Origin of the sequence: Saliterribacillus persicus (assembly GCF_003337485.1) — a bacterium.
Taxonomy (GTDB): domain Bacteria; phylum Bacillota; class Bacilli; order Bacillales; family Amphibacillaceae; genus Saliterribacillus; species Saliterribacillus persicus.
The window spans coordinates 23,777-35,820 of record NZ_QPJJ01000018.1; the positions used below are offsets into that span (position 1 = coordinate 23,777).

The following is a 12,044-nucleotide window of genomic DNA, read 5'->3' on the forward strand; positions in this document are numbered from 1 at the left end:
GTTATAAGGTGGAATATGCATTAAGTTTTAAAAACCGAAGATTAAGAGTATGGTTATGGATTATGATTCCAGCATTTTTACTAACTTTTGGCTTGTTTGTCTACTTACCAAAAGAATTTAATTTTGAACCTGTTTTACCACTAATTTGGTTATTTCTCTTACTTAGGTTGGGCAATTGTGCAGAAGAAAAAACAGAAATAACTTGTTCAAGTAAGAAATGTATCAAGTAGCTAAAAATTCTTAATGAAAAAAGAGGTTCAGATTCTAAGGGGGATAATTTATATGTTTGCTTTCGCTGGTAATATAGGCTTTTTCTTTATGCCTATTCTGTGCATAATATTTTGCTTGAATTTAATTTCCATTTTGAAAAAGGTAAAGAAAGATGAAGATACCGCCGTTAACACCTTTTGGCTAACAGTATCTTTCACTCTAATTATGTGGAGTATAGCTATAATTGGTGTAGGAGCATTTTAAAATTAGTGCATTTTTAAAAAGCATACACTTCAATTTACGTAGTGCGATTGTTCAATAAGTAAGCAAACGCTTATGTGATAAATAAGCAAGTTCGTACAACAAAAGGGGCTGATTATTTGAAAAAAAACAAAAAATTGTTATTCATTTTGTCTCTCATTTTCTTAGTGTTTATTAGGGTGGATTCTGTTTACTAATGAAAGTGCAGAAGTAAAAATGTTTACCTATGAAATTGAAGAAAAAGATGAAGAACTTATTATAGAAGCAGACTATCAATTCACTAGCAATACATATCACTTCAGTTATACAACTATTGTTTTAGACAGTTTTTTTTATCAACGAATTAAGAATCCCGAATCTATTCAACCTATTTTTTTCAATGGTGGAGTAACTGGTTCAACAAGAATAATTATTAACAAAGAGAACTTAACTTCAAAATTTATCGAATTGTTAAAATCAAAGGAAATAAATCCTTTTCGTGCTATAAGTATAGGTGAAGAGATTAATTTATAACATATTTAACTAGTGAGTGCTTTAGTTTTTTTAAATCAAGCAAGGTTTTCTAGTATGATAGAAGAACTACAACGCTAAATAAACCAAAGCTTAGAGTTAAACAAGAAGATCACATTGTGGTCTTTTTTTGTTGGGAAAAATTCTCTGGGTTTTATTTACAAGGGATTTCTTATGATTTATTATTACGTTATACGATATATCGCTATACGTAATAATACATGAACGAAGAAGGGGAATAAACAATGGCATATAATGGAGGGCCGATGACTGAAGCAATGTATTATGTCCTATTAGCTCTAATGCGCCCCAACCATGGTTATCAGCTCATGCATGCAATTACAGAAGTTTCAAATGGTAGATTGAAAATGGGCCCGGGGACTTTATATGGAGTACTTTCACGTATGCAAGAAGACGGTCTTATCGCACTAGCAGAAAATAATGGCAGAAGGAAGACGTATAGAATAACACCAGAAGGAGTACAAGCGCTACGTTTAGAATATGCCCGTTTAAAAGCCGTAATAAAAGATAGTAGCATACTAGAGGAAGGTGATGTGGGTGAATAAAACAGTCTACAAACTTCGTCCTAGTGATTATTGGCGAATTGGTGAGCATGAAAGATGGTTTGCTGACATGGCGGCCAAGGGATTATATCTAAAAAAGATGGGGATGCATTTTGCAAAGTTTGCAAAAGGGGAACCTGAGAAAATGAAGTACAGAATAGATGTATCCTTAGATAAAAAGATATCATCAGAACAAAGGCAAATGTATGCGGAAAATGGTTGGGATTATGTAACTAGATATAGTTATTTTAACGTGTTTTCATCTCCCGCGGAGCGTAACGCGCCAGAGCTTCATACAGATCCTGCCGAGCAGTCTTATACATTGAAGGAACTGGATAAGAAATTAACCATGAATGCGGCTATAGTAGTTATCGGAATGCTAGTAATTAGCAGTATGGTATCTGCTTTTTGGTTTCTTGACGGGACACCTACTTTGGTGATGGTGGAGAGTGGGGCTATTCAATATACGATTTTCCCTCTTTTTATGGGTTATTTAACCTATACTTCGTTACAAGCAGCCATTTCCATTCGTACTTTGCGCAAAAATCTCCTTGACGGAAAGCCGGTTAACCATCATGCACCTTGGAAGAATTATCACCGATTACACACTATCGTCACTTTTCTTTTTACTATAGTTATAGGATTGAGTGCAATTATCCTCCCAACTGTACAGCTTGTAAAATCGGATACAAGAACACTACCTGAATCAAATAGTGACTTACCGTTTGTCAGGTTAGCTGATGTAGAAGAGAATCCTTCATTGATTCGAGAGGAATCTTCCTATAAGAGTGATAATGTGGATTTTGACAATCGTTATTCATATGATTGGAGTTTATTGGCACCCGTGCAGTATGATACAGATGAACAGGGTGTGATTCCTGAAAAAATGTGGAAGAATGAAAGTGGTGAATATTCACCTGCCATTCATACACAGGTTTATCAGTTACGTATACCCACTCTAGCGGATAATCTTATTTCTGATTTAATTGAGAGGTATAGATTTGAAGATAGCAGAGAAGATTTTGTTAAAACAGAGCATCCGGACTTGGATAATTTGATTGTGCATGAGAAAGAGGAAATGAAAGAAGTGTTTGCTTCTAAAGGAAAAGCGGTCATGTATGTGCGTTATCATGGCTATGCAGATATAAACTCTGTCATACAAAATACAGTAGAGAAGATTAATTTAATGTTGGAAAAATAATAGAATCTATTTGTTATTCCTTATTCGACAACATTTTTAAATGGTAGAAAATACAAGGTTTTGGTGATGTTCAGCTTTAGTGGTATAATTTACATCAATCTTATCCGACTCAAAATGGAGGTAACATGTTAACTTTTGAAGAAAAAATAAAAATAGTGGAATCTTTTCCTGAATTAACGAGACATAATGTATCAATGAATCGAGTTAATTTTCATTATGAAGAAAGTGCTGATGACAAAAAGAATGTAGTTTATCATTTGCATCCCAATGGAAATGGATTTGTTTTTGCAGAATATCTGAGTGACTATGATACGGATCAAAAAGGCATGGTTAATATCCGAGACTTTTCTGAAGCGGATTTACGTACAGTCATTCAACAGTCAATAGAATCATTGGCACCAACAACACTCGATGAGAATCCTTTTGAAGAGCGATGGATTAATTCAAATAAACAAACGCTCCTTTTATTGAACGAAGGGGATTTGTGGAACGTTTATGCCGGTCGAAATCTTGATGGCACCTTTCGTTCCTATAATGAGGCTATAGCCTTTTTAGATGAAGAGGGATTCAAAAAAGCATAACTTGTACAGGAGCTTGTATTCATTTCAAGCTTCTTTTTTTTAACTTTTATTGGTCAATATTATATGGATGCGTAATTTTATTTGGTTGGATGTATATTATACTCGATTATTAATTATTTAGGTATAGATAATCATATCAAGAAAATAAAGAAGTTTTTGATGATTAGAATAAAGCAGGAAACCGAAATGCTACTTTGAGTATGAATGGTAAAATATTAAGAGAGTAGTAAAAATGAAAGGAAATGGAAAAATGAATCATATAGATTATCTACAGAGTAAGTTTGAAAACCTTGATTTAGTAAATTCTTCATTTCATGAGTTGCCCCTGAGTTTGCATATCAAACTCCAAGATGAATTTTACCAACTTGATGATCAAGGAGAAATAAATCTCGAGTACTTCAAAAAGGTTTACGATAGCGCAATCAACATGTTCGATGAACTTTTTAATGAAAGTGACGTCTTATATTTGGTAACAGTTGTTAGAATTGAAAAACCATTGACAAAACCACTCGGCTTATATAGTAAATTCACAAGCAAATCGAATAATTACAGACTTAAAACTTTTAAAGAATTTGATGAAGATGGGCAGACAATTCAATTTTCTTTGGAGACTAGAAAAAAAGATATTGCTTACAAAAAAATGATAAAAGCAATTTGTAATCAAGACTTCAAAGAGTTGACCCCGAGGTTTACGGATAAGTTAGTTACTTATCCAGAAGTGTTTTTCATTAATAAATATAAAGGTCTAATCTTTCATATTTATGATGATAGAGGAGCATTTATATTATTTAATGACGAGAAGGTACATAAAGATTTTAATATAAAATATAGTACCCTCTTAAGGAGAGAATAATAATCAAGAGAATTCCGCTAATTGTGTATTTGCTTTTCTTAATAATTATCTATCTTTCAGGCTGTACTTCAAGTAAAAGTAATGAAATTATTACTTGGGGTCATGAATATATTGGAGTTTCTAATGAAGAAGCAGATAAAAATGTAAAAGTTGCTATTTTAGATAGTGGCATTTTCTCAGAACATGAAGATCTTGAAGGGAAAATTTTTGAGAAATATAATGCTATTGGTGATATAGCTGACATCACAGATAATTATGGGCATGGCATAAACATTGCCGGTATACTGGCTGCAAATAAAAATTCAGTTTAGCTCCTTATTTACTTGTTCCTGATGGTTCTATCTGTTCATTATCATACATGTAAAAGTAAACTTTATCTGGTTCTTCTTTAAATATAACACTAGCAGTTGGCCTCGTACTCGGTTTGGACCAATGCACAGAAATCTCACTAATTTCTTCTTCCTGATAACCTTCATTTACAAGATAAGCAACTACATCATTTTTCATTTGATTTTTTGTATATAAATCATAAGAAAAACCTACTATTAAACCTAATAAAATTATACTTATAACAATATGTTTTTTCTTTATTTTACGTAAATTCATCATACATCCTACCCTTTGATAAAAATTGTTGTTCTAGTTATTAAAGAAGTATAAGAGTATTATCAGTAGGCAATACCGACACGTGATTTTATATAATCGCTTGATTTAATTTGGCTAAATGTAAATTCTGCTGTATCCGCTACGGATATTTCAACTCCACCCACCGGCAAAAAGTCTCGCTCTATACGATATTGGCCTATTCTTTCTTTATCCGGCAAGTAGGTTGGACAAACAATCGTCCATTCGAGATTGGATTGTTTGAGCATATCGTAAACTCTATGATGTTCTTTTGCTGCACGGGTTGACCTACGCTTTGATTCACGTGATTGATAACGCAGGGAATTCGGTGCAGTTCTGCTTTGCAGGATACCTGCAGTTCCTACCGTTAATATTCGTTTTATATCTTCCTTTTCCATTGCTTCGATAATAAGCGGCATACTTTCTGATAGAGCGGTTGTGCCATCAGTATTTAGTGCGCTAATAACCAGATCACTTTCATGCATGGCATGTACGATATCATCTTTATTTAAAACATTTCCTTGAATAACGGTTAAATTTTCATTATTTATTTGAATCTTCTCTGGAGTACGAACCAGTGCAGTAACATGATGTTTTTCGTGCAAAGCGTAAGTAACGATATGACTTCCAACTCGACCTGTTGCACCTAAAAGTAAAATATTCATAAAATGAGCCTCCTTTTGTGACTACTAATATTTTACTATAAAAGCTATAGGCTTGTCTTATTCAGCGATGTATATGGCGAAAAAGAACATAGTCATTTGCTCACAGTACAAAGCTACTGTGCCTCGAAAGCTATCTTTTTAAAAAGAATGTGCTTGAAGAGATGCTTCTTTTACTAATAGTGATAGTTCATCAATCAGACCAAATTGTGAAGTAACTATCGTATTAAATTACGTATTAGACCGATACTATGTAGTAATGATTCCAGTAGTTACCAGGAGTGTATACATCGGTAGATGAGATTAAAGTGATTCTGCATTGAAGCAAACGAAGTCTATTCGTATTTCTCTGCTGCATTGATACATTTTAGAAACACCAATATATCTTCCTTTAACTTGACCACATCATGTATTGCTTCCATTGTTTCTTTATTAGGGTTGCGCAGGCCCTATTAAAATGAATTTTGGAGAGCCTGCTTCAAATTTGACCATCTTTTTTCAAATTCACGTATAAATTAACTTAAATTTTTTAATTGCTCTTTTGTGTGATAAGGGAAGATCTCTTGATTCGCTTTCAGACGAACAACCAAATCAGGATTGGATATAAATAATTTTCCAAATGCAATTAGGTCTGCTTGATTTTCTTTAATTATGTCTGCCCCTTCATTAGGAGTTATATTACCAACAGCTATAAGGGTTTCCCTCCAGTATTTCCTAAATAACTCATGAAGCGATCTGTGATCATTTTTAAGTGCGCCACCGTAGTTTTCTACAGAGGGATGGACAATTTTTATTCTATGTTTGGAAAGAACCTCTGTGATAGCGTGTACCATTTCTACAGGTTGCTCCCATACATAATCCCTATCGTCATCTTTCTTTTCCGAAACCCTGATGCTAATTCTATTTTTAGGCACAACTTTCTTTACTTCTTTAATAATTAAATCTAAAAATCGTAGTCTATTTTGTAATGACCCTCCAAACATGTCTTGACGAATATTTGATTTCTCACTGATAAATTGATCAATGAGATAACCATGTGCGGCGTGTATTTCAACACCGTCAAATCCAGCCTCCATTGCATTTCTTGCTGCTTGTCTATAGTCATCGATAATTTGATATATTTCCGCATGACTTAAGGGTTTAGGTGCTTGGAACGGTTTCCTTAATCTATGCACTTGTCCGCTAGCACCTATGGCAGATGGAGCGACAGGAGCATGACCTTTTAAAATTTCCTGATGACTTACTCTGCCTACATGCCAAAGCTGGGCAAAAATTTTCGTTTTATATTGATGAACTTCTCTTGTGACTTTTTCCCAACTTAGCGTTTGACGATGTGTGAATATTCCAGGGATCCCATAGGTTCCTTTGGCTAATTCATTGATGACAATTCCTTCTGTAATGATTAAGCCGGCACCGTATCTTGCTCTTTTTCCATAATAGTCGGCAATCAAGTGATTGACTTCACCGGTTTCGTTATCGGCAAATCCTCTTGTCATGGGAGCCATCACAATTCTATTATCTAATGTTAAGTTCCCGATTTTGTAATCAGAAAAAATGGAACATGTCATATTTATCACCTCATATAGAATTTTAATTCTATGCCGATTGGTTTACAATGGAATTATTAAGCTATATACTACGAAAAACTTTAAATTTTAAAGTAATCGGAGAGTGGGTGAAAGGGATGTTAGATGATATCGATCATCAAATATTAGATTTATTAAAAAGAAATTCAAGGCTTACATATACGGAAATTGGTAAACAAATAAACATGTCATCTCCTGCTGTGAAAACGAGGATAGAAAGATTAGAAGATTATGTAATAAATCGTTATACGGTAGAGTTAAACCATAAAGAACTCAATAAAGGAATTCATGGTTTTGTTTTATTTAAAACAAAGAGCTGTGAAAAGTTAACGAATTATTGTACAGAGAACAGTAATATTATCGATTTATGGAGAATTAGCGGAGAGTATAATTATATGGCTGAAGTTGTATGTACAAAGATAGAGGAGCTGGAGCAAATCTCTAAAGATACAACGCGTTATGCTTTTTCCAATATTCTATCTGTTCTAGGGAATTATAATGTTAGTGATAGTTAGGAATGATAGTTCATACAAATGCGCTTTAACTCATTAAATCACATGATCTTTTTTCGGACAGCCAATAGTGGATCATTTATTATTTGCAGCCGATGTAAACAGCGTATAGCCAGTGAGTAAGTAGCAAAGCAGATTGAAATTAATGGGTGTTTGTAAAAGTTAACGTTTAAATTTTATGCTAGTAAAAGGTTATTTTTGGGAAAACAACTATTTTCATTTGCTTCACAGTACAAGAATACTATGTAATAGAAAAAACAGTATTAAGTTAAATAGTTTTACTTAAAATGATAGCTTAATTTCTCATAAAAGCTTGGAGGAATTAGGCTTTTTATTTTCAAAATTCCAAAATAAATAATTATAACGAAATACCCATAAAATCCCACTTATTGTTAAGTGTTTGTAAAAATGACTCAGTCTTTATTCCTATATGGTCCTTCCTTATGTAAACTAATGATGTGGTTAGAATAAGGGGGATAAAAAAGAATGAGAAAAATAACATTAACGTTAAAGAAACGCATATTTTTAAGCTTTTTTATATTTTTACTTGTTTTTCTGGTTAGTACTTTGTTCAATTATGTGTATCTCGACTCTTTAGCAGAAAAAAATAGAGAGATGGATGAAACACATATACCTATTTTGATAACGATTACGGAAAGTAATCAACACATGTATCAAATACATAATCAAGTGCAGGAAGTATCCAGAACAACGATGGGCGTCACCTTGAATAATTTACAACAGGAAATTGATACGACGAATCAAGTATTAAATCAAAACCTCACAGAGATTGATAGTTATATAGACAGTGAGCAGCGAGAAGAGTTACCTGTATTGTATGAGGACTACATAAAGGCATGGGAGCAATATCAAGAAGTGAGTAACCGGGTTGTTGCTGCAGCAAAAGAGAAGGACCTAGCTGTTTCTCAGGATGAATTTTATAAGAGTATCGCGTTTTTCGAAAGTGCTAGAAATAGTATGGACGATATGCAAGACCGAATGAAAAACGACATTGCAGCGAAAACGAAAAGCTCTGTCTTAAATGCTGAGCAAGCCATACAAGCAAGTCTTATACTCGGCACACTAGCGATTTTCCTAGCAATTATTCTAACTTTCGTTACGGAGCGCTACATTCGTAAGCCGATCATGACCTTATCTGAATATGTTGAAAAAATAGCAGATGGAAATTTGAAGCTAGAAGCGATGAAAGTGAAGACAAAGGATGAGTTAGGCCGATTAACAGCGGGTGTGAATTACATGAAGAATTCGATTCAATCGATCTTTCTAGAAGTAAAAACACATAATAATAAAACTGTTCAGACAACAGATCACTTATCCCAAGAGATGCAAGAGACGATGCGCGGGGTAGAGAATGTAGTAGATGCAATTAATCACATCGCAAGTCAGTCCCAGTCTCAACTAAAAGAACTAGAGCAATCTGCTACCTTTTTAAAGGAAATAGGGTTGGATGTAGAAGAGGTAAATACATTCGCTGAAGAAATGAAAAAGCTGGGAGGAGACGCAAAGGATCGTGCCTCACAGGGACTCGCGAATATGGATGAAATAAAAGAGAAGACAAATGAAATGGAAAGAAGCATGTATGATTCTGTCACCCAAATGAAAAAGCTGGATAAACAGATGAAGCAAATTGATAAGGTGTTACAGTCGATTCAACAGGTCGCAAGTCAAACCAACCTGTTAGCGTTAAATGCACAGGTTGAAGCAGCTAGAGCAGGGGAAGCGGGGCAAGGGTTTTCTGTAGTGGCAAATGAGATTCGCCAATTCGCTGATCAGTCGAAAGTTTCATCAGAAGAAATAAGAAGGGTGATTGAAGATATCAAACAGCAAAAAAACACGGTGATTAATCATATGAATCAAACAAAGGAACATGCCGTAGAGACGAACCAATACATCACACATTCCCATGAACATTTTCAATTTATGGATCAGTTAACAGATAAGGTCAGTGAGAATAACGAGTTAATTGTAGCATCGATGGAAAAGATCAACGACAAGGTGATCAATATCCGGAACTTCTTTGATAGCATGAAGGAAACAGCCAGTCACCACGTAACAAATGCAAAGGAAGTGGCAGAGACCTCAGGTGAAATGAACAAGTCTGTGGAAAAAGTAAACCAGGGCTTAGTCACGGTAAAAGATTCTAGCGGTAATTTGCATCAGCATATTAATCAATATCAAATATAAAAGAGACGTGTTTTGAAAAAGAGCAAAGAGAAACCCAAGCAGAGAGAAGAAATTCTTCCTAGCTTGGGTTTTCGTTTATTTCAATATATCGTTAATTGCAGTTAACTCTTCATCTGTGAAACTAGCATTTTCAAGCGCTCTTACATTTTCTTCGATCTGAGAAACGCGGCTTGCACCGATTAAAGCAGATACAACAGACTTTTCTTGTAGCACCCAAATTAATGCCATTTGTGCTAATGAAACTATCGATAATTCAGTCAGCAATATACCGGCTTGGTTAAGGAAATTAAAAGATGATCATACCTTGATTGTCTAGCTTCACAACAAGCACAGAAAGCAAATGATTATATGCGCGGGATTCAATTTGATCATGATTAGGTTGCTACAACAAAAATTTCCCAACCTGAAGAACATCTTTAGTCAGTCCATATCTCCACGTAAATGTAATTTTATTAATATTCATGTTTCAGTATTCGCTTCTAGATTATTTGTTTGGTAATCTTTTAGCTTCGAGTGCAAATTTGGTTTGAGCGTCATATTATTTAAATAATTGTGTAATTCCTATCAATCAATACTTAATTCATGAATAACGAGAGATTTGCTTCACGCAAATCTCTCGAAGATGTTAAATCTGTATTATTAGAAAGAGTGAAAAAAGTATGGGTTTAAAATAACAGTAAATTAATGTATAATTTTGGTTAAAATGTTAAAAGGAGTTCTCATGATGAAAAACAAAACCAGAATTATTTTACTTATATCTTTTTATTTTTTACTTTGTCTATTCGATTATATTTTCACAAAATCATTTAATTGGATACCAAATATACTAGAAGCTATAGTTGTATTTGCACTTGTTGTTCTTTTCATTGAAATTGACTCAAGAAAAAAATGATGTAATGATCAGTTTAAAAACCTGTTTTCCAGCCACACTTACCTGTTGCCCAAGTAAGCTGAGCAGCTAAACCATATACTCCGCCTTTAACAGCTGTTTTCCCTGTTACCTTCATTAGTGATTTAGCTCCTTTAAGATATTCACCATTTTTTAATTCTTGGTAGAAAGAAGCAATTGTAGTCGTAGCTACAAACGATCCTAAAAAGGAGGTCATTTCATCACTCATACATTCATTAAATTCCTCCCTTGCGACCCAAATAATTGCTGAAGGGGAGACACTATTAAATTGATATTTTTTTTGGTCTGTCTTTTGTTTTAAGTTATTCTGTTTTTGTATTTCTTTTAAAGCATTAAGTTCTGGACTCTTCCCATATTTTTCTTCTATCATTTCAATATCAAACCCTACAATTTCCCCACTCGAATCTTTTTTTGAAGCTTTTTCAAAGATAAATTCTAGTTGTTTAGCTAGCTCTCTTTCTTTCTTAGATTCCCCCGTTTGTGCCTGTGCAACTGTGGCGAAATTAGTTGTCATGACTGCGATAATAGTCATCAGAGTTAAACAATTAATCAGAATTTTTTTCATTTTACCATCTCCCTTTATTTTGAATTATTTCCACAAAAAGGATCTCATAATTTAGTAGATTTTGTCAACTCTTTTTCTATTCCTGAATTAAAGAGTTTATTAAAGTTGATCAATCTTGCTATCGATCACTTATGCCCTGAAAGGTATATTATTAAAAGTACCAAAGAGCTGTTGCAACTAGATACAATTAGTTTATTATGTTTATTTCGCTATGCTAGAAAGTAGCGGTCTGAGATTTATAATTGGTGCCATTTAACTTTTTAAAGCAGAAAATGAAGGCGGAGATGTGAGAGAAATGTTTTTTGGTGCGTAAGGAGATGCTACATGAAAAGTGTGGGTAATTGAAAATATTATTAAAGAGCGCAGGGGGTATTATTCTAAAAAGGTTACGGATGATTTTATTAGTAGGTGTCATGACCGTATTCAAGTCTCAAAAAAAACCTATGATCTAAAGAAAGTACATTGTAGCATCGATGGAAAAGATCAATGACAAGGTCATCAATATCCGGAGCTTCTTTGATAGCATGAAGGAAACAGCCAGTCACCATGTTACAAATGCAAAGGAAGTGGCAGAGACCTCAGGTGAAATGAACAAGTCTGTGGAAAAAATAAACCAGGGCTTAGTCACGGTAAAAGATTCTAGCGGTAATTTGCATCAGCATATTAATCAATATCAAATATAAAAGAGACGTGTTTTGAAAAAGAGCAAAGAGAAACCCAAGCAGAGAGAAGAAATTCTTCCTAGCTTGGGTTTTCGTTTATTTCAATATATCGTTAATTGCAGTTAACTCTTCATCTGTA

The 12,044-nt window shown here is 34.0% G+C and carries 14 protein-coding genes and 1 pseudogene; 10 read left to right on the plus strand and 5 right to left on the minus strand.

What is annotated here, in order from left to right:
• The first annotated feature begins 8 nt into the window (after nucleotides 1-8).
• From DFR57_RS16155 to DFR57_RS16190, 7 genes are all read left to right on the plus strand, one after another.
• Nucleotides 9-230 carry a hypothetical protein gene (locus tag DFR57_RS16155; RefSeq protein ID WP_114354255.1) on the plus strand — a complete coding sequence of 74 codons (222 nt, stop codon included), beginning with the start codon at nucleotides 9-11 and terminating at the stop codon, nucleotides 228-230.
• Nucleotides 231-687: 457 nt separating this feature from the next.
• Nucleotides 688-984, plus strand: coding sequence for a hypothetical protein (locus DFR57_RS16165; protein ID WP_114354257.1), 297 nt, complete (start codon nucleotides 688-690; stop codon nucleotides 982-984).
• A 242-nt stretch (nucleotides 985-1,226) separates the two neighbouring features.
• Nucleotides 1,227-1,547, plus strand: a complete 321-nt coding sequence (locus tag DFR57_RS16170) for a PadR family transcriptional regulator (protein ID WP_114354258.1) — start codon at nucleotides 1,227-1,229, stop codon at nucleotides 1,545-1,547.
• Nucleotides 1,534-2,745, plus strand: coding sequence for a DUF2812 domain-containing protein (locus DFR57_RS16175; protein WP_245937499.1), 1,212 nt, complete (start codon nucleotides 1,534-1,536; stop codon nucleotides 2,743-2,745). Before DFR57_RS16170 ends, DFR57_RS16175 begins: the two co-directional genes overlap by 14 nt.
• Before the next feature lie 125 nt (nucleotides 2,746-2,870).
• Entirely contained in the window at nucleotides 2,871-3,326 is a 456-nt protein-coding gene (locus tag DFR57_RS16180) for a hypothetical protein (RefSeq protein ID WP_114354260.1), read from the plus strand.
• 232 nt (nucleotides 3,327-3,558) lie between these two features.
• Nucleotides 3,559-4,179, plus strand: a complete 621-nt coding sequence (locus tag DFR57_RS16185) for a DUF3885 domain-containing protein (protein WP_245937500.1) — start codon at nucleotides 3,559-3,561, stop codon at nucleotides 4,177-4,179.
• Between the two features lie 23 nt (nucleotides 4,180-4,202).
• Nucleotides 4,203-4,490 carry a S8 family serine peptidase gene (locus tag DFR57_RS16190; RefSeq protein ID WP_170133014.1) on the plus strand — a complete coding sequence of 96 codons (288 nt, stop codon included), beginning with the start codon at nucleotides 4,203-4,205 and terminating at the stop codon, nucleotides 4,488-4,490.
• A 4-nt stretch (nucleotides 4,491-4,494) separates the two neighbouring features.
• Here the strand turns inward: DFR57_RS16190 and DFR57_RS16195 are convergent, their stop codons facing one another.
• The 3 genes from DFR57_RS16195 to DFR57_RS16205 form a co-directional block, all read right to left on the minus strand.
• Entirely contained in the window at nucleotides 4,495-4,785 is a 291-nt protein-coding gene (locus DFR57_RS16195) for a DUF3139 domain-containing protein (RefSeq protein ID WP_170133015.1), read from the minus strand.
• 62 nt (nucleotides 4,786-4,847) lie between these two features.
• A complete protein-coding gene (locus DFR57_RS16200) occupies nucleotides 4,848-5,468 on the minus strand; it encodes an NAD(P)-dependent oxidoreductase (RefSeq protein WP_114354263.1) in 621 nt (206 codons plus the stop codon).
• A gap of 512 nt (nucleotides 5,469-5,980) precedes the next feature.
• Nucleotides 5,981-7,033 carry an oxidoreductase gene (locus tag DFR57_RS16205; protein ID WP_114354264.1) on the minus strand — a complete coding sequence of 351 codons (1,053 nt, stop codon included), beginning with the start codon at nucleotides 7,031-7,033 and terminating at the stop codon, nucleotides 5,981-5,983.
• A gap of 116 nt (nucleotides 7,034-7,149) precedes the next feature.
• Here DFR57_RS16205 and DFR57_RS16210 point away from each other — a divergent pair, with 116 nt between their 5' ends.
• Both DFR57_RS16210 and DFR57_RS16215 read left to right on the plus strand, forming a co-directional pair.
• A complete protein-coding gene (locus DFR57_RS16210) occupies nucleotides 7,150-7,566 on the plus strand; it encodes an Lrp/AsnC family transcriptional regulator (RefSeq protein ID WP_170133016.1) in 417 nt (138 codons plus the stop codon).
• Nucleotides 7,567-8,049: 483 nt separating this feature from the next.
• Nucleotides 8,050-9,768: a methyl-accepting chemotaxis protein gene (locus tag DFR57_RS16215; protein ID WP_114354266.1), complete on the plus strand. Its 1,719-nt coding sequence runs from the start codon at nucleotides 8,050-8,052 to the stop codon at nucleotides 9,766-9,768.
• 75 nt (nucleotides 9,769-9,843) lie between these two features.
• Here the strand turns inward: DFR57_RS16215 and DFR57_RS16220 are convergent.
• Both DFR57_RS16220 and DFR57_RS16225 read right to left on the minus strand, forming a co-directional pair.
• Nucleotides 9,844-10,008, minus strand: a pseudogene (locus tag DFR57_RS16220) (aldo/keto reductase); the annotation flags it as partial.
• A gap of 665 nt (nucleotides 10,009-10,673) precedes the next feature.
• Complete coding sequence (locus DFR57_RS16225; RefSeq protein ID WP_114354267.1) at nucleotides 10,674-11,243, minus strand: hypothetical protein; 570 nt, start codon at nucleotides 11,241-11,243, stop codon at nucleotides 10,674-10,676.
• 524 nt (nucleotides 11,244-11,767) lie between these two features.
• On the opposite strand from DFR57_RS16225, the gene DFR57_RS18345 reads away from it, so the two are divergent.
• Nucleotides 11,768-11,926 carry a hypothetical protein gene (locus DFR57_RS18345; protein ID WP_170133017.1) on the plus strand — a complete coding sequence of 53 codons (159 nt, stop codon included), beginning with the start codon at nucleotides 11,768-11,770 and terminating at the stop codon, nucleotides 11,924-11,926.
• The last annotated feature ends 118 nt before the right edge of the window (nucleotides 11,927-12,044 follow it).

What these genes read in the sequence shown, in the direction of transcription:
- DFR57_RS16165 (WP_114354257.1), top strand. Translation starts at nt 688, where the DNA reads ATGTTTACCTATGAAATTGAAGAAAAAGATGAAGAACTTATTATAGAA.
- DFR57_RS16170 (WP_114354258.1), top strand. Translation starts at nt 1,227, where the DNA reads ATGGCATATAATGGAGGGCCGATGACTGAAGCAATGTATTATGTCCTA.
- DFR57_RS16175 (WP_245937499.1), top strand. Translation starts at nt 1,534, where the DNA reads ATGTGGGTGAATAAAACAGTCTACAAACTTCGTCCTAGTGATTATTGG.
- DFR57_RS16180 (WP_114354260.1), top strand. Translation starts at nt 2,871, where the DNA reads ATGTTAACTTTTGAAGAAAAAATAAAAATAGTGGAATCTTTTCCTGAA.
- DFR57_RS16185 (WP_245937500.1), top strand. Translation starts at nt 3,559, where the DNA reads ATGAAAGGAAATGGAAAAATGAATCATATAGATTATCTACAGAGTAAG.
- DFR57_RS16195 (WP_170133015.1), bottom strand. Translation starts at nt 4,785, where the DNA reads ATGAATTTACGTAAAATAAAGAAAAAACATATTGTTATAAGTATAATT.
- DFR57_RS16200 (WP_114354263.1), bottom strand. Translation starts at nt 5,468, where the DNA reads ATGAATATTTTACTTTTAGGTGCAACAGGTCGAGTTGGAAGTCATATC.
- DFR57_RS16205 (WP_114354264.1), bottom strand. Translation starts at nt 7,033, where the DNA reads ATGACATGTTCCATTTTTTCTGATTACAAAATCGGGAACTTAACATTA.
- DFR57_RS16210 (WP_170133016.1), top strand. Translation starts at nt 7,150, where the DNA reads ATGTTAGATGATATCGATCATCAAATATTAGATTTATTAAAAAGAAAT.
- DFR57_RS16215 (WP_114354266.1), top strand. Translation starts at nt 8,050, where the DNA reads ATGAGAAAAATAACATTAACGTTAAAGAAACGCATATTTTTAAGCTTT.
- DFR57_RS16225 (WP_114354267.1), bottom strand. Translation starts at nt 11,243, where the DNA reads ATGAAAAAAATTCTGATTAATTGTTTAACTCTGATGACTATTATCGCA.
- DFR57_RS18345 (WP_170133017.1), top strand. Translation starts at nt 11,768, where the DNA reads ATGAAGGAAACAGCCAGTCACCATGTTACAAATGCAAAGGAAGTGGCA.